The following is a 20,969-nucleotide window of genomic DNA, read 5'->3' on the forward strand; positions in this document are numbered from 1 at the left end:
TGTGGGCTGTGCGACCACAGCCCACGGCAGCCCGGCCGACCAGTGCGTCCCCCGAGCCGCCCGACTCGGGGGCCCTGCCCGCCCGGCCCTCCGTCCCGCGACCCGGCGCCACCGCCGCCTCCACCGCCGGCCCCACTCCCGCCCACGCCATCGAGACCGTCTTCCGGATGGAGGCGCCGCGGGTGATCGCCGGCGTCGCGCGGATCGTACGGGACGTCGGCATCGCCGAGGAACTGGCGCAGGACGCGCTGGTCGCCGCGCTGGAGCGGTGGCCCCGGGACGGCGTGCCCGGCAACCCCGGCGCCTGGCTGATGGCCACCGCCCGGCACCGGGCCGTCGACCTGGTCCGGCGCCGTGAGGTCTACGCCCGCAAACTCGCCGAGATCGGCCGGCACCTGGAGACCACGGCGCCGCCCGAGGAGCCCGCCGACCCGGACGGCATCGACGACGACCTGCTCCGGCTGGTCTTCACCGCCTGCCACCCGGTGCTGTCCCCGCAGGCCCGCACCGCGCTCACCCTGCGCCTGCTCGGCGGCCTGACCACGGCCGAGATCGCCCGCGCCTGCCTGGTGCCGGAGCCGACCGTCGCCCAGCGGATCGTCCGCGCCAAGCGCACCCTGGCGGCGAAGAACGTCGCCTTCGAGGTGCCGTACGGCCCCGACCGCGAGGCCCGCCTCGGTTCCGTCCTGGACGTCATCTACCTGATCTTCAACGAGGGGTACGCGGCCACCGAGGGCGACGACTGGCTGCGCCCCGGCCTGTGCGAGGACGCGCTGCGGCTGGCCCGGGTGCTGTCCGGGCTGATGCCCGGGGAGCCCGAGGTGCACGGCCTGACCGCGCTGCTGGAGTTCCAGGCGTCCCGCACCCCCGCCCGCGTTGCCCTCGACGGCACACCGGTGCTGCTGAGGGACCAGGACCGCCGCCGCTGGAACCGCATGCTCATCGCGCGCGGGGTGCACGCGCTGGAGCGCGCCGGAGCCACCGCGGCGGGCCCGCCGGGACCGTACGCCCTCCAGGCGGCCATCGCCGCCTGCCACGCGCGCGCCCACACCTACGAGGAGACCGACTGGCGGGCCATCGCCACCCTGTACGGCCTGCTGGCCGCCCGCGCGCCGTCCCCGGTGGTCGAGCTGAACCGCGCGGTCGCCGTGGCGATGGCCGACGGCCCCGAGCGGGGCCTGGACCTGGTGGACGCCCTGGCCGCCGAGCCCGCGCTGCGTGGCTACCACCTGCTGCCCAGCGTCCGCGGCGACCTGCTGTCCCGGCTGGGACGTACCGCCGAGGCCCGCGAGGAGTTCCTCCGGGCGGCGGAGCTGACCCGCAACGGGCGCGAACGCGCGCTGCTGCTGCGCCGGGCGGATCAGCCCAGCGGCTGACCGATCAGCATCGTCGGCGCCCCCGCCACCCGGGTGAGGAAGACGGTGGCCGCGTTCGGCCCCTGCGGCCGTACCTTGCGGCGCAGCTCCTCCGGCTCGACGGCCGAGCCGCGCTTCTTCACGGTCAGCGTGCCGACCCCGCGTTCGCGCAGCAGGGCCTTGAGCCGCTTGACGTTGAAGGGCAGCCGGTCGGTGATCTCGTAGCCGGTGGCGTACGGCGTGGGCCGCGCCTCGTCGGCGGTGACGTAGGCGATGGTCGCGTCCAGCAGTCCGCCGCCGAGCTCCTCGGCCACCTCCGCGACCAGGTGCGCGCGGATGACCGCGCCGTCCGGCTCGTACAGGTACCGCCCCACCGGCCGCACCGCCGGGTCGGGCAGGCCCCGGCCGAGCAGCGTGCGCGGGCCCGGCAGCAGCGTGGCCCGTACGGCTCCCGGCGCCCCGGTCCCGAACCACAGCACGGCTTCCTTCACGTCCCCGCCGTCCGAGATCCACTCGGCCTCGGCCTCGGCCGGCACGATGTCGTGGGGGATGCCGGGGGCGATCTTCAGCGCCGCGTGGGGCGCCCGGCGGGCCGTCTCGACCGCCCAGGACAGCGGCGGCGAGTACGCCTCCGGGTCGAACACCCGGCCGCGCCCGCCGCGCCGGGCCGGGTCCGCGAACACCGCGTCGTACCCGGCGGTGTCCACCTCCGTCACATCGGCCTCGCGCACCTCGATCAGCTCGGCCAGGCCCAGCGCCTCGGCGTTGGCGCGGGCCGCCGCCGCGGTCAGCGGGTCGCGGTCCACGGCCAGCACCCGGATCCCGGCCCGCGCCAGCGCGATCGCGTCCCCGCCGATGCCGCAGCACAGGTCGGCCACGGAGGTCACGCCCAGCTCCGTCAGCCGCCGCGCCCGGTACGCCGCCACGCTCGCCCGGGTGGACTGCTCGACCCCGTTCGGGGTGAAGAACATCCGCCCGGCGTCCTGGGCCCCGAACTTGGCCACCGCCCGCTGCCGCAGCCGGGCCTGGCCCAGCGCGGCCGAGACCAGTTCGGCGGGGTGGTCGCGGCGCAGCCGGGTGGCCACGGCCAGTTCCCGCGCGGGCTCGGTGTCGCGTACCTCGTCGAGGAGGGCGCGGCCTTCGGGGGTGAGGAGGAGAGCGAGGTCGTTCACCGGCTCATTGTGGGCCAGTCGGTGGATGGTGCGCCCGCGGCGGCGGTGTCGGCCCGGGGCGCGGGCCGGGGCCTGGGAGGATCCGGCACCATGCGAGTAGTAGTACAAAATGACAAAAGTCGGGCGCGGGTCGCGAGGACGGCCGCGGCCACCACCGCCCTCGCACTGGCCGCCCTCCTGTCCGGCTGCGCCGGCGACCCCGCCCCGGCCCCCGCCCAGGGCGGCCCCGCCCACCCCCTGGACCCCCGCGCCCGCCAGGCCGCCGAACACGCCCGGCTGGCCGCCGCCGCCCGGCGCTGGGGACTGGACCGGGCCCCCCTCACCCCTCCGGCCCCGCCCGCCGAGAAACCCCGGATCACCCCCCGGGACGGCTTCGAGGTGGACGGCCAGGAGGAGGAGAACCTCCCCCCGGTCTTCACCACCGTTCCCACCCGGCAGAAGGTCGTCTTCCTCACCATCGACGACGGCGCCGAGAAGGACCCGGCGTTCCTGCGCATGATGAGCGAGTTGAAAGTGCCGTACACCGCGTTCCTCAGCAACTACGTCATCGAGGACGACTACGGCTACTTCCGCCGGATGCAGGCCCAGGGCGTCACCCTCAACAACCACACTCTCACCCACCCCTACCTGCCCGGCCTGTCCTACGAGGAGCAGCGCGACGAGATCTGCGGCATGCAGACCGTCATGAAGAAGCAGTTCGGCAAGGCGCCCACCGTCTTCCGGCCGCCGTACGGCAACTACAACGGCGACACCCTGCGGGCCGCCAAGGAGTGCGGCATCAAGTACGCGCCGATCTGGGACGAGGAGGTCTTCGTCGACCACTGGGAGTACCGCGACTGGGACCGCCGGCTGCACCCCGGCGACATCGTCCTCACCCACTTCCGCGGCCGGGACGACTGGAACGGCACGATGGTGGACGACATGCGGCGCTTCCTGAACAAGGTCACCCGCGAGGGCTACGCCGTCGCCCGTCTGGAGGACTACCTGTGAGGCGGCTGCGGGGCCCCGCCGCGGTCCTCGCCTCGGCCCTGCTCCTGACGGGCTGCGCCCAGTCCGTCGACCCCATCGAACGCCTCGGCAAGAAGGCCGCCGAAGGGGTACGCCCGCACGCCACCGCCACCGCCACCGCCACCGCCACCGCCGCCGGGCGGGCCTACCGGCACTGGGGCCTGGCCCGCCCGCTCGCCCGCTCCCCGGTCCACCCGGCCCGCCCGGTCCGCCCGCTCGCCGGACACCCGGCGGCCCCCGCCCTGCCCCCGGTGATCGACCACGTCCCCACCCGCGACCCGGTCGTCTTCCTCACCTACGACGACGGCGCCGAACGCGACCCCCGCTTCGTCGACATGGTCCGTGAACTGCGCCTCCCGGTCACCCTGTTCCTCACCGACAGCGTCGCCGCGCCCGGCTACCGCCACTTCGCCCGCCTGCGCGCGCTCGGCGCCGGCATCGGCAACCACACCCTCGACCACCGGGCCCCGGCCGGACTGCCGTACGCCGGCCAGCGCGCCGGGATCTGCGGCCAGCAGGACCGCCTCCACGCCCGCCTGGGCGTCCGCCCCCGCCTGTTCCGCCCGCCCTACGGCTCCTACGACCGCACCACCCTGCGCGCCGCCGCCGACTGCGGCATCTCCGCGGTCGTGCTGTGGCGCACCGCCCTCACCCCGGCCGGCCTCACCCGCCGTCCGGCCCCCGGCGACATCGTCCTGGTGGACCCCGACGAGCCGGCGGACGTCCCCCTGCGCGAGCGCACGGCGCGGGTTCTCCGGGCGGCCCAGGAGCAGGGCCTGACGGTGGCGCGCCTGGAGGACTACGTCTGACTTCTCCGGCACCGGCCGGCACGGTCGAGGCCCGCCGGTCAACGCCGGGACGGCCGATTCACCGCCGACGCGCCGCACGGCATTGGCACTCCGCTTGACCGAGTGCTAACCACGGTCATAGTCTCGGCTCTGGCACTCCGCAGGTGAGAGTGCCAACAAACGCGACGGGCAGGTCCGGCACCCGCGACGACGGATCGACCTGGTCGCCACCTCAGACAGTTAACCCCGTGAGATCTCCGAAGGGGGAGGTCGGATCGTGACGACCGCCAGCTCCAAGGTTGCCATCAAGCCGCTTGAGGACCGCATCGTGGTCCAGCCGCTGGACGCCGAGCAGACCACGGCCTCTGGCCTGGTCATTCCGGACACCGCGAAGGAGAAGCCCCAGGAGGGCGCCGTCCTCGCCGTGGGCCCGGGCCGGTTCGAGAACGGCGAGCGCCTTCCGCTCGACGTCAAGGTCGGCGACGTCGTCCTCTACAGCAAGTACGGCGGCACCGAGGTGAAGTACAACGGCGACGAGTACCTCGTCCTCTCGGCTCGCGACGTGCTCGCGATCATCGAGAAGTAATCACCTCAAGCGACTCTCTGCTTGAAGCTGCGCCCCTGGCCCCCGCGAATCGATAAGAAGCCGGGCGCCCGGGGCGCGGCGTTTTTCACCCACAGATTTCCGAGAGGGCTCCCGCTGCCATGGCGAAGATCCTGAAGTTCGACGAGGACGCCCGTCGCGCCCTTGAGCGCGGCGTCAACAAGCTTGCCGACACGGTCAAGGTGACGATCGGCCCCCGCGGCCGCAACGTCGTCATCGACAAGAAGTTCGGCGCCCCCACCATCACCAACGACGGTGTCACGATCGCCCGCGAGGTCGAGATCGAGGACCCGTACGAGAACCTCGGCGCCCAGCTGGTGAAGGAGGTGGCGACCAAGACCAACGACATCGCCGGTGACGGCACCACCACCGCCACCGTGCTCGCCCAGGCGCTGGTCCGCGAGGGCCTGAAGAACGTCGCCGCCGGCGCCTCCCCGGCCGCCCTGAAGAAGGGCATCGACGCCGCCGTCAAGGCCGTCTCCGAGGACCTGCTCGCCACCGCGCGCCCGATCGACGAGAAGTCCGACATCGCCGCCGTCGCCGCGCTGTCCGCCCAGGACCAGCAGGTCGGCGAGCTGATCGCCGAGGCCATGGACAAGGTCGGCAAGGACGGTGTCATCACCGTCGAGGAGTCCAACACCTTCGGTCTGGAGCTGGACTTCACCGAGGGCATGGCCTTCGACAAGGGCTACCTGTCGCCGTACTTCGTGACGGACCAGGAGCGCATGGAGGCCGTCCTCGACGAGCCGTACATCCTCATCACGCAGGGCAAGATCTCCGCCATCGCGGACCTCCTGCCGCTGCTGGAGAAGGTCATCCAGGCCGGCTCCTCCAAGCCGCTGCTGATCATCGCCGAGGACGTCGAGGGCGAGGCCCTGTCGACCCTGGTCGTCAACAAGATCCGCGGCACCTTCAACGCCGTCGCGGTGAAGGCCCCGGGCTTCGGCGACCGCCGCAAGGCGATGCTCCAGGACATGGCCGTCCTCACCGGCGCCACCGTCATCTCCGAGGAGGTCGGCCTCAAGCTCGACCAGGTCGGCCTCGACGTGCTCGGCTCCGCCCGCCGCGTCACCGTCACCAAGGACGACACCACGATCGTCGACGGCGCCGGCAAGTCCGAGGACGTGCAGGGCCGCGTCGCCCAGATCAAGGCCGAGATCGAGAACACCGACTCCGACTGGGACCGCGAGAAGCTCCAGGAGCGCCTCGCGAAGCTGGCCGGCGGCGTGTGCGTGATCAAGGTCGGCGCCGCCACCGAGGTGGAGCTGAAGGAGAAGAAGCACCGTCTGGAGGACGCCATCTCCGCGACCCGCGCCGCGGTCGAGGAGGGCATCGTCTCCGGTGGTGGTTCCGCTCTGGTCCACGCCTCCAAGGTCCTGGAGGGCAACCTCGACAAGACCGGCGACGAGGCCACCGGTGTCGCCGTGGTCCGCAACGCCGTGGTCGAGCCGCTGCGCTGGATCGGCGAGAACGCCGGCCAGGAGGGCTACGTCATCGTGTCCAAGGTCAAGGACCTGGACAAGGGCCAGGGCTACAACGCCGCCACCGGCGAGTACGGCGACCTGATCAAGGCCGGCGTCATCGACCCGGTCAAGGTCACCCGCTCCGCTCTGGAGAACGCCGCCTCCATCGCCTCCCTGCTGCTCACGACCGAGACCCTGGTCGTCGAGAAGAAGGAAGAGGAAGAGCCGGCCGCCGCGGGCCACAGCCACGGCCACGCCCACTGAGGCAGCCGCCTGTGAGTGAAGGCCCGGTACCCGTCGAGGGTGCCGGGCCTTCGCCCTGTCCGCCTACCGCTCCAGGTCGTCCAGCGCGCCGAGTTGCTGCATCAGCCCCAGCTGGTCGTGCTGCCACCACAGGTCGGTGATCTTCCCGTCGGTGCCGAACCGGAACAAGGTCATCCCGGTCATGGCGACCTGCCGGCCTGTGGGTGCGATCCCCAGGAAGTCGCCTTGGTGCGTGCCGCGCCAGGACCAGCGGGCGCAGGCCCGGTCGCCCTCGGCGAGCACCTCTTCGACCGTGAACGCGAAGTCGAAGGCGCCGCGCCACATCCGAAACTCGGCGCGCGCGTTGTCCAGTCCGAGGGTGACCTGCGGGTTCATCGGGTCGCGGCTGTGGACGTCCTCGTCCAGCAGGTCGTTCAGCGGCGGCAGCCCGCCCGCCGTGCCCAGCGCCTCGAAGAACCGGCGCACGACACGCTCCGCCGGCCGCTCGTCCCGTACGACGTCCAGACCGGTGAACGTCGGCCGCTCCTCGCACAGCGCGGCCAGCTCCCGGACGATCCGCTCCGCCTCCGGCAGGCCGGTGTCCCGCCGCGCCTCCTCGTACGAGGGGAACTCCACGACCTCCACCACGTGCGACGCGTCCGCGCGGTCCCGGCCCACCACCGCGTGCGTCGCCGTCCGTCTGCCGTGGGTCCGCCGGAGCCAGTCGTCCATCAGCCGGTTCATCTCGTCCAGCCGGCTCGTCCTGCACTCGATGAGCTGTACGAAGGTCATGGCACCGCCTCCGGCCCCCTGGTCCGGTAACCGTCCCGCCCATTTTCCCACCGGGACGGCGGCGCCACCCGCGCGCTCACCAGCCCGTCACTGCGGCCCGTACTTGCGGCCCGTACGGGAGCTGACCCCGCCCAGCAGCCCGCGCGGCGCGACCTTCACCAGCCCCATCAGCGCCTTGTACCGGGGGTCCGGGATGGACAGTGTCTTGCCGCGGGCCAGGTCGGCCAGGGCCGCCGAGACCAGCTTGTCGGCGTCCAGCCACAGCCAGCCGGGGATGTTGTCCGTGCCCATCCCGGCCCGCTGGTGGAACTCGGTGCGCACGAACCCCGGGCACAGCGCCATCAGCCGCACCCCGCTGCCCGTCAGGTCCCGCGCCACGCCCTGGGTGAACTGCACGACCCACGCCTTCGACGCGCCGTAGGTGCCGCGCGGCACGAAGGCGGCCACCGAGGCGACGTTCACCACCCCGCCCCGGCCGCGCTCGCGCATCGCCCCGGCCGCCGCCGACGTCAGCCGCAGCACCGCCTCGCAGTGCACCTTCAGCATCCGCAGCTCGTCCGCCATCGAGACGTCCAGATAGCGGCCCTTGTTGCCGAAGCCGGCGTTGTTGATCAGCAGGTCGACCGGGTTCTTCCGGTCGCCGAGCCGGCCGGCCACCGCCTCGATGCCCTCGTCGGTGGCGAGGTCGGCGGCCAGCACCTCCACCTCGACGCCGTGCCGGTCGTGCAGTTCGGTCGCCTGTTCGCGCAGCCGCCTGGTGTCCCGGGCCACCAGCACCAAGTCCTGCCCGTCCGCCGCCAGCCGCCGCGCGAACGCGGCACCGATCCCCGCGGTCGATCCCGTAATCAGAGCCGTTGTCATGGCCCAAGGGTAGTGACCCGGACCGACAGCCTCCGCTGACCGTGCCCGGGCCGCCCCGCGCCCGGCCGACGGCCGTTCAGGCCCGCTGCCCCGCCACGTACTTGCGGGCCTGCGCCAGCGTCTCCGAGTGCAGTGCCTCGCCCGCCGCGAGCAGCCGGGGCAGCAGCTCGCGCTCGGTGGTGACCGCGCGGAACTGCATCGCCGCCGTCACCCCGTGGTCCGGCCGGTGCACGATCTCCACCGGGTCGCCCGACCGGATCTCACCCGGCTCGATCACCCGGAGGTAGGCACCCGTTGCGCCCTTCTGTGTGAACCTCTTGACCCAGCCACGCTCGCCCATGTGGCCCTGGAACGTGGCGCACGGGATACGGCCCGCGGTCACCTCCAGGATCACCCCCGCACCGATCCGCCAGCGCTCGCCGATCAGCGCACCGGAGACGTCCAGACCCTCCGTCGTCAGGTTTTCGCCGAAGCAGCCGTTGGCCAGGGGCCGGCCGAGTTCCCGCTCCCATACGTCGAGGTCCTCGCGGGCGTACGCGTACACCGCCTGGTCGTTCCCGCCGTGATGGCGCGTGTCGCACACCGCGTCCCCGGCCAGCCCGCTCGCGCCGACCCCCTTCGGGCCGGGCACCACCACCCGTACCGGCCCCTCGGCGGGCTGCTTGTCGATGCCGGTCACACCGTCCGGCTGGCTCGTGTAGGACACCGGCCGGGGACGGCCCACATTGACGGAGAGAAGCTTCATCCCAGCACGCTAAGCGATCCGCGCCCAAAGCGTCGAAGCATTATCGGGCGCACCGCCCAAAGGTTGCCTTATGCTCGAAAGGTGATCGAGGCCCGTCATCTCCGTGTCCTGCGCGCCGTCGCCACCACCGGCTCCTTCTCCGCGGCCGGGCGCGAACTGGGCTGCACCCAGCCCGCCGTCAGCCAGCAGATGAAGGCCCTGGAAGCCTCGGTCGGCACCCCGCTGCTGGTCCGCAACGGACGCGAGATGCGCCTCACCCAGGCCGGCGAGGCCCTCGTCCGGCACGCCTCCGGCATCCTCGCCGGGCTCACCGCGGCCGAGGAGGAGGTCGCCGCCATCGCCGGCCTGCGCGCGGGCCGGGTCCGGCTGGTCTCCTTCCCCAGCGGTAGCTCCACGCTCGTCCCGACGGCCCTGGCCGCCCTCCGCGCCGCCCACCCCGGCACCCGCGTCTCGCTGGAGGAGGCCGAGCCCCCGAAGTCCGTGCAGCTGCTGCGGGAGGGCGACTGCGACCTGGCCCTGGCCTTCCGCTACGAGGGCGCCGCGGTCGCCGAGGAGTGGGACGACCTCGTGGTACGGCCCCTGCTCACGGACCGCCTGGTCGCCCTGGTGCCCGAACGGCACCGGCTCGCGCGCGCGGAGACCGTCGCCATCGGCGAGCTGGCCCAGGAGCCGTGGATCGCGGGCTGCCCGCGCTGCCGCGGCCAGCTGGTCGAGGTGTGCGAGGGGGCCGGATTCACCCCGCGCATCGACTTCGCCACCGACGACTATCCCGCCGTGGTCGGCCTGGTCGGCGCGGGTCTCGGGGTCGCCGTGCTGCCCCGGCTGGCCGTGGAGTCGGTACGGCCGCGAGGCGTGCGCGCGGTACGGCTGGAACCGGCGGTACGACGGGAGATCGTCGCCCTGACCCTGCCCGACCTGGCCCAGGTGCCGGCCGTGGCGGCGACGCTGGAGCAACTGGCCCGGGCGGCCGGGCGCATGTAACGGCCGGGCGCGCGGGGGAGCGGGGCGCCCGGCAGGAGTACGACGCCCGGGAGCACGCGTCGAGGAGCACGCGTCGAGGAGCACGCGTCGAGGAGTAGGCGTCGACAAGTAAGCGCCGACGGCATGGGCGCGCGCCCACGCGGGAGGGGCTGACGCACCCGGTCGGCGGACCGTGACCGGAGAAACGTTCCTTCAGCGATCCTGAGCGGTGTCCCCGCCGGTGCTGGAGGCCGTCACCAGTCGGTTGCGTGCCCGCCCCATCAACTCCTCGCGCTCGTCCTCGGTCAGGCCGCCCCAGACGCCGTACGGCTCGCGCACCGCCAGCGCGTGCGCCGCGCACTCCGCGCGGACCGGGCATCTCATGCAGACCTCTTTGGCCGAGTTCTCGCGAGCGCTCCGAGCCGCCCCGCGCTCGCCCTCCGGGTGGAAGAAGAGCGAGCTGTCCACGCCGCGGCAGGCAGCCAGCAGCTGCCAGTCCCACAGGTCCGCGTTCGGTCCGGGAAGGCGGGAGAAATCTGCCATTACGTGACCCCTTGTCGCCGATCTGGGCGGGTACGGTGCCAACGACCGTACATCTCCGGTCTAAGGAGATGAAAATATGACTCATTGCGAATCTAGCCCCGGACACTGCGAAACGGGAAGAAAAGGGGCCAAATGGGTCATAGGTTGTGATGAAAAGTTGAGAGTCCGTCGGGCATGTCTGCACCGTGTCCGTCCCCTCACATAGAGTGCCGAAGACGGCACGCGGGCCCGTAACTCTTTCGAGTGACCGTCGTTGAGAGTGCGGAGGCGGTTGAAAGAACAAGCGCTCGGGCAGGCGTCCGAGACGGTCGACCGCACAGGTGACGATTCCGTACCAGCCTGGAGGCTCAAGGTGACGCGCATCAGCTGCGGAGGGCGGTCATGACATCCGTCCTCGTCTGCGACGACTCCCCGCTTGCCCGAGAAGCGCTCCGCCGCGCGGTCGCGACCGTGCCCGGTGTCGAGCGTGTGACGACGGCGGCCAACGGCGAGGAAGTCCTCCGCCGCTGGGGCGCCGACCGCTCCGACCTCATCCTGATGGACGTGCGCATGCCCGGTCTGGGCGGCGTCGAGACCGTGCGCCGGCTGCTCTCCGCAGACCCGGGCGCGCGCATCATCATGCTCACCGTCGCCGAGGACCTGGACGGCGTGGCCCTCGCGGTCGCCGCCGGCGCCCGCGGCTACCTGCACAAGGACGCCTCGCGCGCGGAACTGCGGGCCACGGTGACCCAGGCGCTCGCCGACCCGACCTGGCGGCTCGCCCCGCGCCGGCTGCGCTCGGCGGAGATGGGCGCGGCGCCCACGCTCACCGCGCGCGAGATCCAGGTCCTGGAGGGCATGAGCCACGGCCGCTCCAACGCCGAGATCGGCCGTGAGCTGTTCCTCTCCGAGGACACGGTCAAGACGCACGCCCGCCGCCTGTTCAAGAAACTGGGCGCCTCGGACCGCGCCCACGCGGTGGCTCTCGGCTTCCGCTGGGGCCTGGTCCGGTGACACGCCGGCGTCGGCGTCGGTATCGGCTCCGGTGACATGCCGGCCTCGGCGCTCCGGGTGGCGGGCCGGACGGGACGTTTCGGGTGAACGGGCCGGGCTTGATGCCTCGGGTGACGGGCCGGACTTGATGCCTCGGGTGACCGAAGGGGACGTGGTGCTCCGGCTACGGTCCCGGCCGACGGGCGGGGCCCGGCACCCCGGACGGAGGCCCGGTCCCGCGTGTTCCGCGTGAGGTACCGGACCCGGCACTCCGGGCGACGGTCCGGGATCCGGTGTTCCGGACCGCCCGCCGGGCGTAGCGCCCCGCCGGGCCTCCGACTCGCCCCCGTACCCGTACCCCGCCCCGCCCCTGCACGCGCCCCCGCCACGGCTCCCGACCCGGGTCGCCTGCCCGAGCGGGCCGGGCGTACACGGGTGGGCCGGGGTGCCGGGATGTGCGGGCGGGTGCAGCTCGGTGAGTCCGGCCGGTCGGCCCGCGGTCACCGACGCCCACAGAAACATCCGACGCTTTCCGTGCGCGCCGAGGTCTCCGGCGTGCCGCCCGGTGCGCCGGGGCGGGTCGTGCCGTCGCGGTCCCGGTGCGGCGCGGTGCGGACGGCGCCCGACCGGCGTGGTCGCCCTGGTGGCAGTCGCTCGTGTCCATGCCACGTCGGCGCTCGATCCAGCCGTAGGTCCCGCCGTTCACCCCGGCGGGTGAGCGTGCGCTCCGGTGTGCCGCGCCCCGGGGGCGGGGATCCGGCGCACGTCGGCGCCCCCGGCACGGGGCGGGCGGCCGATCGGCGTACGCTCTGCCGGTCCCCCGGAAAGGCGTGCGCGAGGCGGCCCGCCGGACGCGCGATGCTCGTTTCGGCGCGGATGCCGCATCCTTGAGATGTGGAGTCTCTCGGGGACGAGTCGGTCGAGCGGAAGGGGAGGGCGCAGGGGATGAGTGCCGGCGCACCTGCTCATAACGCTTCGGTGCACAACCACGAGCACGATGCGACGGACCGCGCGGCCACAGGGCACCATGGACCGATGCGCGACGACGAGGCGGGCACGGCCCCCGGGGCGATCGGTGCCCTCGTGCATCGTGCCGTCGACGGGGACGAGCGGGCCACGCACGACCTGCTCGCCCGGGTCCACCCGCTGGCGCTGCGTTATTGCCGTACGCGGCTGTCCCGGCTCCCCGGCGACGCCCGCCACTTCGTGGAGGACCTCGCCCAGGAGGTCTGCGTCGCGGTCCTCCTCGCGCTGCCGCGCTACCGCGACACCGGCCGGCCCTTCGAGGCGTTCGTCTTCGCCATCGCCTCCCACAAGGTCGCCGACCTCCAGCGTGCCGCCATGCGTCACCCGGGGTCGACGGCGGTGCCGTCCGACGAGATGCCCGAGCGGCCCGACGACTCCCTCGGCCCGGAGGAGCGCGCCCTGCTCAGCAGCGACGCCGAGTGGGCCAAGAAGCTGCTGGCCAATCTCCCGGAGAACCAGCGTGAACTGCTTCTGCTGCGTATCGCCGTGGGCTTGACCGCGGAGGAGACGGGACAGATGTTGGGAATGTCACCCGGCGCGGTCCGGGTCGCCCAGCACAGGGCACTGAGCCGCCTCAGGGCGCTCGCCGAGCAGTAATCCCCCTGGACGGAGCCGCCGTAGCCCCGTCCCCGCACGGGCGCACCGACGGTTTCGTACGAAGATACGAAGCCTGAAGCGAGCCGTTACCGTGGAATTTGCTAGCGATGCTTCCCGTTAGCATGGACATCCGCACCGATCAAGGCCATTTGGGGAAGGTGTCATGACTGCCAACGTCGACGGAGTGCCCGGTAAATTCGCGACACTCGGGCTGACCTACGACGACGTGCTGTTGCTGCCGGGCCCGTCGGACATGGCGCCCGACGAGATCGACACCACCTCGTACGTCTCCCGCAATGTGCGGGTCAACATCCCGCTGCTGTCCGCCGCCATGGACAAGGTGACCGAGTCCCGCATGGCGATCGCGATGGCCCGCCAGGGCGGTGTCGGCGTTCTGCACCGCAACCTCTCCATCGAGGACCAGGCCAACCAGGTCGACCTGGTGAAGCGCTCCGAGTCCGGCATGGTGACCGATCCGATCACCATCCACCCGGAGGCCACGCTCGCCGAGGCCGACGCGCTGTGCGCCAAGTTCCGCATCAGCGGTGTCCCGGTGACCGACGGCGACAAGCGGCTCCTCGGCATCGTCACCAACCGTGACATGGCCTTCGAGAGCGACCGCAGCCGCCGCGTGCACGAGGTCATGACCCCGATGCCGCTGGTCACCGGCAAGGTCGGCATCTCCGGCCCGGAGGCCATGGAGCTGCTGCGCAAGCACAAGATCGAGAAGCTGCCGCTGGTCGACGACGCGGGCATCCTCAAGGGCCTGATCACCGTCAAGGACTTCGTCAAGGCGGAGCAGTACCCGAACGCCGCCAAGGACGCCGAGGGCCGCCTGCTGGTCGGCGCGGCGGTCGGCGTGGCCGGCGACGCCTTCGAGCGCGCCCAGGCGCTGATCGAGGCGGGTGTCGACTTCATCGTCGTGGACACCGCGCACGGCCACTCCCGGCTGGTCGGCGACATGATCGCCAAGATCAAGTCGAACTCCTCCGGCGTCGACGTCATCGGCGGCAACGTCGCCACCCGCGACGGCGCCCAGGCGCTGGTCGACGCGGGCGCCGACGGCATCAAGGTCGGCGTCGGCCCCGGCTCCATCTGCACCACCCGCGTCGTCGCAGGCGTCGGCGTGCCGCAGGTCACCGCGATCTACGAGGCCGCGCTCGCCGCCAAGGACGCCGGTGTTCCGGTGATCGGCGACGGCGGTCTGCAGTACTCCGGCGACATCGCCAAGGCCCTGGTCGCGGGCGCCGACACGGTGATGCTCGGCTCGCTGCTCGCGGGCTGCGAGGAGTCCCCGGGTGAGCTGATGTTCATCAACGGCAAGCAGTTCAAGTCGTACCGCGGCATGGGCTCGCTCGGCGCCATGCAGTCCCGCGGCGACCGCAGGTCCTTCTCCAAGGACCGCTACTTCCAGGAGGGCGTCGCCTCCGACGAGCAGCTGATCCCCGAGGGCATCGAGGGCCAGGTGCCCTACCGCGGCCCGCTGTCCTCGGTCGTGCACCAGCTGGTCGGCGGCCTGCGCCAGTCGATGTTCTACGTCGGCGGCCGGACCGTGCCCGAGCTCCAGGCCAATGGCCGGTTCGTGCGGATCACCTCGGCGGGCCTGAAGGAGAGCCACCCGCACGACATCCAGATGACGGTCGAGGCACCGAACTACAGCGGCAAGAAGTGACGCACGCGCACGCGTGAGGCTCTTCGAGGGCGGCTCCGGACGACTCCGGGGCCGCCCTCGCCGTGCGGGTGGGGGTCGCTGTCGCAGCCGTCGGCGATACTGGAAGACGCTGAAACGCATCAGGGAAAGGCCAAGACGTGACTGAGATCGAGATCGGGCGCGGCAAGCGCGGCCGCCGGGCGTACGCCTTCGACGACATCGCCGTCGTCCCCAGCCGCCGTACGCGGGACCCGAAGGAGGTCTCGATCGCCTGGCAGATCGACGCCTACCGCTTCGAGCTGCCGTTCCTGGCCGCCCCCATGGACTCCGTGGTCTCCCCGGCCACGGCGATCCGCATCGGCGAGCTGGGCGGCCTCGGTGTGCTGAACCTCGAAGGTCTGTGGACCCGGTACGAGGACCCGCAGCCGCTGCTGGACGAGATCGCCGAGCTGACCGCCGAGCAGGCGACCCGCCGCCTCCAGGAGATCTACGCGGCGCCGATCAAGGAGGAGCTGATCGGCGCCCGCATCAAGGAGGTGCGCGACGCCGGTGTGGTCACCGCCGCCGCGCTCTCCCCGCAGCGCACCGCCCAGTTCTCCAAGGCGGTCGTGGACGCCGGCGTGGACATCTTCGTCATCCGGGGCACCACCGTGTCGGCGGAGCACGTGTCGTCCTCGCACGAGCCGCTGAACCTCAAGCAGTTCATCTACGAGCTGGACGTCCCGGTGATCGTCGGCGGCTGCGCCACGTACACGGCCGCGCTGCACCTGATGCGCACCGGTGCGGCCGGCGTGCTGGTCGGCTTCGGCGGCGGCGCCGCGCACACCACGCGCAACGTCCTCGGTATCCAGGTCCCGATGGCGACGGCCGTCGCCGACGTGGCCGCGGCCCGCCGGGACTACATGGACGAGTCCGGCGGCCGGTACGTGCACGTGATCGCGGACGGCGGTGTCGGCTGGTCCGGCGACCTGCCCAAGGCGATCGCCTGCGGCGCCGACGCCGTCATGATGGGCTCCCCCCTGGCCCGTGCCACGGACGCGCCCGGCAAGGGCCACCACTGGGGCATGGAGGCGGTCAACGAGGAGCTGCCCCGCGGCAAGAAGGTCGGCCTCGGCACGGTCGGCACGATCGAGGAGATCCTCACCGGTCCGTCGCACACCCCGGACGGCTCCATGAACTTCTTCGGCGCCCTGCGCCGCGCCATGGCCACCACCGGCTACAGCGAGCTGAAGGAGTTCCAGCGGGTCGAGGTGACGGTGGCCGACAGCCAGCACCGGCGGTAGTCGCCGGGCGGTCCCCGCGACGCCCCGAGGGCCGGTCGTCCCGAGCGGACGGCCGGCCCTTTCGCATGCCCGGGCGCTCGTGCCCGGGGGCGCACTGTGCGAAAGGGGGCGCACGGTTGTGTTCGGGGCGAATGTGGGCCGAACGGGCGTAGCGGGCCGGTAATGTCCGTGACCGGCGACCCGAGCTCTCTGGGCCGCCCCCTTCCAAGGATCTGGACCGGGCTCCCGCCCTCGGGGCCCGGCCCGAATTCCAACGGACCGCCCACCGGGCCAATGGGCGGCATCGTGGAAGGGGGCGCCCATGGGACGCCACCGCAAGCCCAACCGCTGGGGCCGCACTCGCCTTCGGCTGGTGAAGTTCCGGAGGAGGTGGATCTTGCGGATCTTCGGATGGTGAGCGGCCACCCCTATGAGAACTAGGGGTGGACACTCCGTGATCCATCCAGGAGTCTGCCGCAGTGGCCTCTGCGGTGGGCTCCGTCTGTCCCCAAGGTACCGGCGGGGAATTTCCGATGCCACCAGTCCCCGGCCCCCACACCCCCGCGCGCCCCCTTTCACAACCGGTGCGCCGCCCCCGTGGGTGTGGCGCCCCGGGTGTCGAGCAGCAGCTGGGCCTTCACCGACAGGCCCTGCAAGTCGTACGTGCGGTGGTGCTGGAGCAGGATCGTGAGGTCGGCGTCGGCGGCGGCCTCGTAGAGGGAGTCGGCGCGCGGGACCGGGCGGTCCAGGACGTTCCAGGCGGGCACGTACGGGTCGTGGTAGCTCACGGACGCGCCGAACTCCATCAACCGGACGGCGATCTCCCGCGCGGGCGTGCCCTGGAGGTCGGCGAGGTCGGGCTTGTAGGTGACGCCGAGCAGCAGCACCCGGGCCCCGCGCGCGGACTTGCCGTGCTCGTTCAGGAGCGTGGCGGCGCGCTGCACGACGTACCGGGGCATCCGGCTGTTGACCTGCTGGGCCAGTTCGACCATGCGCAGGGTGCGGGTCGCGTGCCCGGTCAGGTCCTGTGCGGCGCCGTGCCCGCCGACGCCGGGGCCCGGCCGGAACGCCTGGAAGCCGAAGGGCTTGGTCTCCGCGCACCGGATGACGTCCCACAGGTCCACGCCCAGCTCGTGGCAGAGCACGGCCATCTCGTTGACCAGCGCGATGTTCACGTGCCGGTAGTTGGTCTCCAGCAACTGCACGGTCTCCGCCTCGCGCAGCCCGCGCGCGCGGACCACCTTGTCGGTGAGCCGGCCGTAGAACGCGGCGGCGGACTCGGTGCAGGCGGGGGTGAGGCCGCCGATGACCCTCGGGGTGCAGGCGGGTGTGTGGGCTCGGCTGCCGGGGTCCACGCGGCTGGGGGAGTAGGCGAGGTGGAAGTCGCGGCCGGCCCGCAGGCCCGAGCCGTCCTCCAGCAGCGGGCGCAGGAACTCCTCCGTGGTCCCGGGCAGCACGGGTGACTCCAGGATGACCGTGGTGTGCGGGCGCAGGTGCCCGGCCAGGGTGCGGGCGGCGGCCTCGACCTGGCCGAGGTCGAGGCCGCCGTCGGCGCCGCGCGGGGTGGGTGCGCAGATCACCGCGGTGCGCACCCGGCCGAGCTGGGCCGGGTCGGTGGCGAGCCGGAAGCCGGCCGAGTGCATCCGGCGCAGCTCGGCGGGGCTGAGCGGGCCCGCCTCGGGGCCGGTGGAGTAGCCGGCCGTGCGGACGCCGGCGGCGACGGCGGCCTGGGCGAGCGGCAGTCCGTAGGGGCCGAGTCCGATGACGGCGAGGTCTGCGGGCATGCGTGGGCCGTCCTTCCCAGTAGCCGAAGCGGGACAGGTGCGCAACCGCTGTGGACAGCATGAGCGGGCGCACTGACAGATTAGGTACACATATGACCGTTATGTGTGATTGTGTTTGTGTGTCTTCCGATGGTTGTGCGCGAGTTATCCACAGGTGAGAAGTCCGTGGTGGCTGAAGCGGCGCATCGCGGTCATCATTTGGGCATGAGGAGGGCATGACGGGGCTACGCCCACCGGGTGCGGCCGACGCGAGCGAGTCAGCGACAGCGGGAGGCAGCGGTGAGGACAGCGACACTGGGGCCGGCGCAGCGCGCCGAGGCACTGGCGGCGATGGCGGAACGCGAGCTGGACGTGCTGGTGGTCGGCGGCGGCGTGGTCGGCGCCGGCACCGCGCTGGACGCGGTTACCCGCGGCCTGTCGACGGGCCTGGTCGAGGCCCGGGACTGGGCGTCCGGCACCTCCAGCCGGTCCAGCAAACTCATCCACGGCGGCCTGCGCTACTTGGAGATGCTCGACTTCGCCCTGGTCCGCGAGGCCCTCAAGGAGCGCGGCCTGCTGCTCGAACGCCTCGCCCCGCACCTGGTCAAGCCGGTGCCGTTCCTCTACCCGCTCCAGCACAAGGGCTGGGAGCGGCTGTACGCGGGCTCGGGCGTCGCGCTGTACGACGCGATGTCGATGGCCCGCGGCCACGGCCGGGGCCTGCCCACGCACCGCCACCTGACCCGCCGTCACGCCCTGCGCGTGGCCCCCTGTCTGAAGAAGGACGCGCTCGTCGGCGCCCTGCAGTACTACGACGCCCAGATGGACGACGCCCGCTTCGTGGCCACCCTCGTGCGCACGGCGGCGTCGTACGGCGCGAAAGTGGCCAACCGCGCGCGCGTGACCGGGTTCCTGCGCGAGGGCGAGCGGGTCGTGGGCGCCCGGGTGCGGGACGTCGAGGGTGGCGGGGAGTACGAGATCCGCGCCCAGCAGGTCGTCAACGCCACCGGCGTGTGGACCGACGACACCCAGGCCATGGTGGGCGAGCGCGGCCAGTTCCACGTCCGCGCCTCCAAGGGCATCCACCTGGTCGTGCCCAAGGACCGCATCCACTCCACCACGGGCCTGATCCTGCGCACCGAGAAGTCCGTCCTGTTCGTCATCCCCTGGGGCCGGCACTGGATCATCGGCACCACCGACACCGACTGGGACCTGGACAAGGCCCACCCCGCCGCGTCCAGCGCCGACATCGACTACCTGCTGGAACACGTCAACTCGGTGCTGGCCGTGCCGCTCGCCCGCGACGACGTCCAGGGGGTGTACGCCGGGTTGCGCCCGCTGCTGGCCGGCGAGTCCGACGCCACCAGCAAGCTGTCCCGCGAGCACACGGTCGCCCATCCGGCGCCGGGGCTGGTGGTCGTGGCGGGCGGCAAGTACACGACCTACCGGGTGATGGCCAAGGACGCCGTCGACGAGGCGGTGCACGGCCTGGACATGCGCGTCGCCGACTGTGTCACCGAGGAGACCCCGCTGCTCGGCGCGGAGGGCTACCAGGCGCTGTGGAACGCGCGGGCGCGGATCGCCGCCCGCACCGGACTGCACGTGGTCCGCGTGGAGCACCTGCTGAACCGCTACGGCTCGCTGGCCGAGGAGGTCCTGGAACTCATCGCCGCCGACCCCGCGCTCGGCGAACCGCTGGTCGCCGCCGACGACTATCTGCGCGCCGAGGTGGTGTACGCCGCCTCGCACGAGGGCGCCCGGCACCTGGACGACGTGCTCACCCGCCGTACCCGCATCTCCATCGAGACCTTCGACCGGGGCACCCGCAGCGCCCGGGAGGCGGCGGAACTGATGGCGCCGGTCCTCGGCTGGGACGCGGAGCGGATAGCGCGCGAGGTCGAGCACTACGAGAAGCGGGTGGAGGCCGAGCGCGAGTCCCAGCTCCAGCCCGACGACCAGACGGCGGACGCGGCCCGGCTGGGGGCGCCGGACATCGTGCCGCTGTAGGGAGTCGGGCCGAGAGTGCGCAGGGTGTGTCCGTCCGGGCGGAGAAGGTCCATCTGTACCCCGGTGCACGGCTGTTGTCCCTGCGTGCATGGTGGCGGCGGATCGGCGACGGCTGGGTGCCCAGGCCTGGGATGCTCGATTCCGAGTGCATGAGTGCCCATCCGGGGGGCCCGTCGGAGTGAGTGCCGGCCGGGCTTTTGCCCGCTTGACCGGCGTGGCTCGTAGTGCCGGGGTGTGCCCGTCGCATCCCTGGGTGAGGTGTCGTGCTCCGAATCAAGGAGTTCAATGCCTGACCAGACAAGTCAAGCACCCTCGGTACCGGCGGTCGTCGTCCAGGCCGACGACCCCCTGACTCGTGACGGCACCACGGCCTGTCTCGCGGCGGACGAGCGTGTGAGGTTGCTGAACCCCGAGGAACTGGCGGAAGCGGACATCCTGCTCGTGCTCACTGCCGCGGTGACGGGGCAGACGCTCTCCGCGATGAGCCGAGCCAACCAGCTCACCGGTGGACGCATACGCATCGTCCTGGTCGCGGACCGGATCTCGGAACAGCAGATGGCATTGGCCGTCCGCCACGGCCTGGCCGGCTTCTTGGTGCGGCCGTACACCAGCTTCTCCCAGATCGTCGCCGCGGTCGTGGAGACGCGGCAGGGCAGGTCGACCGTCCCCCCTGTGCTGATGAACATGCTGCTGGACCGGATGCGCACGATGCAGAAGAACGCTTCTCCCAGCGGATTGCTGCCGGTCGAGCTGACGCAGCGCGAGATCGACGTGCTCAGGCTCCTGGCGGAAGGGATGGACACCGTGGAGATCGCCACCAAGCTCAGTTATTCGGAGCGGCTGATCAAGAGCGTCATCCAGTCCGTGGTCAAGCGGCTGGGGCTCCGCAACCGTACGCACGCCGTCGCCTACGCCATCCGCATGGGCATCCTGTGAGGCAGGGGGACGTGTGCGTCGGGGACACCGGTATGGACAGGACTGTCCGAAGCGTCGGCAGACCGGTTCCTCCCCTCTTACGGCCCATCATCCCGGTAAGCGGAACGCCCGCTTCAAGGGTGCTTTCGAAGGGGGGAGGGCGGGGCCCGGCCAGGGGCACCCTGGGCGTCGGGCACTTGTCGGGTGAGAGACAATGGAGGCTCTGTCAGGGCGGGTTGTAT

At 72.2% G+C, this 20,969-nt stretch carries 18 protein-coding genes; 12 read left to right on the forward strand and 6 right to left on the reverse strand.

Annotated features, from left to right (window positions below):
* Nucleotides 1-167: 167 nt before the first annotated feature.
* Nucleotides 168-1,376 (forward strand): RNA polymerase sigma factor, encoded by a 1,209-nt coding sequence (locus tag ABD350_RS21915; RefSeq protein WP_382466773.1) that lies wholly within the window; start codon nt 168-170, stop codon nt 1,374-1,376.
* Here the strand turns inward: ABD350_RS21915 and ABD350_RS21920 are convergent.
* Nucleotides 1,361-2,527, reverse strand: a complete 1,167-nt coding sequence (locus ABD350_RS21920) for a THUMP-like domain-containing protein (RefSeq protein ID WP_344349926.1) — start codon at nt 2,525-2,527, stop codon at nt 1,361-1,363. The two genes, ABD350_RS21915 and ABD350_RS21920, sit on opposite strands and share 16 nt — an antisense overlap.
* Nucleotides 2,528-2,617: 90 nt before the next feature.
* On the opposite strand from ABD350_RS21920, the gene ABD350_RS21925 reads away from it, so the two are divergent.
* The 4 genes from ABD350_RS21925 (at nt 2,618) to groL (ending at nt 6,654) form a co-directional block, all read left to right on the forward strand.
* Entirely contained in the window at nt 2,618-3,517 is a 900-nt protein-coding gene (locus ABD350_RS21925; protein ID WP_344349927.1) for a polysaccharide deacetylase family protein, read from the forward strand.
* A complete protein-coding gene (locus ABD350_RS21930; RefSeq protein WP_344349928.1) occupies nt 3,514-4,344 on the forward strand; it encodes a polysaccharide deacetylase family protein in 831 nt (276 codons plus the stop codon). The genes ABD350_RS21925 and ABD350_RS21930 overlap by 4 nt, the downstream gene beginning before the upstream one ends.
* Before the next feature lie 256 nt (nt 4,345-4,600).
* Nucleotides 4,601-4,909, forward strand: a complete 309-nt coding sequence (groES, locus tag ABD350_RS21935; RefSeq protein WP_004955293.1) for a co-chaperone GroES — start codon at nt 4,601-4,603, stop codon at nt 4,907-4,909.
* Between the two features lie 119 nt (nt 4,910-5,028).
* Nucleotides 5,029-6,654 (forward strand): chaperonin GroEL, encoded by a 1,626-nt coding sequence (gene groL / locus ABD350_RS21940; RefSeq protein ID WP_344349930.1) that lies wholly within the window; start codon nt 5,029-5,031, stop codon nt 6,652-6,654.
* A 63-nt stretch (nt 6,655-6,717) separates the two neighbouring features.
* Here groL and ABD350_RS21945 read toward each other — a convergent pair whose 3' ends face one another.
* From ABD350_RS21945 to ABD350_RS21955, 3 genes are all read right to left on the reverse strand, one after another.
* Complete coding sequence (locus tag ABD350_RS21945) at nt 6,718-7,425, reverse strand: ester cyclase (RefSeq protein WP_344349931.1); 708 nt, start codon at nt 7,423-7,425, stop codon at nt 6,718-6,720.
* Nucleotides 7,426-7,512: 87 nt separating this feature from the next.
* Nucleotides 7,513-8,286 carry an SDR family NAD(P)-dependent oxidoreductase gene (locus tag ABD350_RS21950; RefSeq protein ID WP_344349932.1) on the reverse strand — a complete coding sequence of 258 codons (774 nt, stop codon included), beginning with the start codon at nt 8,284-8,286 and terminating at the stop codon, nt 7,513-7,515.
* A gap of 76 nt (nt 8,287-8,362) precedes the next feature.
* Nucleotides 8,363-9,031 carry an MOSC domain-containing protein gene (locus ABD350_RS21955; protein WP_344349933.1) on the reverse strand — a complete coding sequence of 223 codons (669 nt, stop codon included), beginning with the start codon at nt 9,029-9,031 and terminating at the stop codon, nt 8,363-8,365.
* Nucleotides 9,032-9,112: 81 nt separating this feature from the next.
* Between ABD350_RS21955 and ABD350_RS21960 the strand changes: the two genes are divergently transcribed.
* Complete coding sequence (locus tag ABD350_RS21960) at nt 9,113-10,012, forward strand: LysR family transcriptional regulator (RefSeq protein WP_344349934.1); 900 nt, start codon at nt 9,113-9,115, stop codon at nt 10,010-10,012.
* A 192-nt stretch (nt 10,013-10,204) separates the two neighbouring features.
* Here ABD350_RS21960 and ABD350_RS21965 read toward each other — a convergent pair whose 3' ends face one another.
* Entirely contained in the window at nt 10,205-10,534 is a 330-nt protein-coding gene (locus tag ABD350_RS21965) for a WhiB family transcriptional regulator (protein WP_344349935.1), read from the reverse strand.
* Nucleotides 10,535-10,915: 381 nt separating this feature from the next.
* Between ABD350_RS21965 and ABD350_RS21970 the strand changes: the two genes are divergently transcribed.
* The 4 genes from ABD350_RS21970 (at nt 10,916) to ABD350_RS21985 (ending at nt 16,063) form a co-directional block, all read left to right on the forward strand.
* Nucleotides 10,916-11,527: a response regulator transcription factor gene (locus ABD350_RS21970; protein ID WP_003948568.1), complete on the forward strand. Its 612-nt coding sequence runs from the start codon at nt 10,916-10,918 to the stop codon at nt 11,525-11,527.
* A gap of 1,014 nt (nt 11,528-12,541) precedes the next feature.
* Nucleotides 12,542-13,129: a sigma-70 family RNA polymerase sigma factor gene (locus ABD350_RS21975; protein WP_344349936.1), complete on the forward strand. Its 588-nt coding sequence runs from the start codon at nt 12,542-12,544 to the stop codon at nt 13,127-13,129.
* Between the two features lie 163 nt (nt 13,130-13,292).
* Complete coding sequence (gene guaB, locus ABD350_RS21980; RefSeq protein WP_344349937.1) at nt 13,293-14,801, forward strand: IMP dehydrogenase; 1,509 nt, start codon at nt 13,293-13,295, stop codon at nt 14,799-14,801.
* A 137-nt stretch (nt 14,802-14,938) separates the two neighbouring features.
* A complete protein-coding gene (locus tag ABD350_RS21985) occupies nt 14,939-16,063 on the forward strand; it encodes a GuaB3 family IMP dehydrogenase-related protein (protein WP_344349938.1) in 1,125 nt (374 codons plus the stop codon).
* Nucleotides 16,064-16,617: 554 nt separating this feature from the next.
* Here ABD350_RS21985 and ABD350_RS21990 read toward each other — a convergent pair.
* Nucleotides 16,618-17,826 carry a nucleotide sugar dehydrogenase gene (locus tag ABD350_RS21990; RefSeq protein WP_344349939.1) on the reverse strand — a complete coding sequence of 403 codons (1,209 nt, stop codon included), beginning with the start codon at nt 17,824-17,826 and terminating at the stop codon, nt 16,618-16,620.
* Between the two features lie 279 nt (nt 17,827-18,105).
* Here ABD350_RS21990 and ABD350_RS21995 point away from each other — a divergent pair, with 279 nt between their 5' ends.
* Together ABD350_RS21995 and ABD350_RS22000 are read left to right on the forward strand one after the other, a co-directional pair.
* Complete coding sequence (locus ABD350_RS21995) at nt 18,106-19,812, forward strand: glycerol-3-phosphate dehydrogenase/oxidase (protein ID WP_344349940.1); 1,707 nt, start codon at nt 18,106-18,108, stop codon at nt 19,810-19,812.
* A 285-nt stretch (nt 19,813-20,097) separates the two neighbouring features.
* The gene (locus tag ABD350_RS22000; protein ID WP_344349941.1) at nt 20,098-20,748 is read left to right on the forward strand and encodes a response regulator transcription factor; all 651 of its coding nucleotides are present in this window, start codon (nt 20,098-20,100) and stop codon (nt 20,746-20,748) included.
* Nucleotides 20,749-20,969: the final 221 nt, after the last annotated feature.

It is taken from the genome of Streptomyces nogalater (assembly GCF_039532885.1).
GTDB lineage: Bacteria > Actinomycetota > Actinomycetes > Streptomycetales > Streptomycetaceae > Streptomyces > Streptomyces nogalater.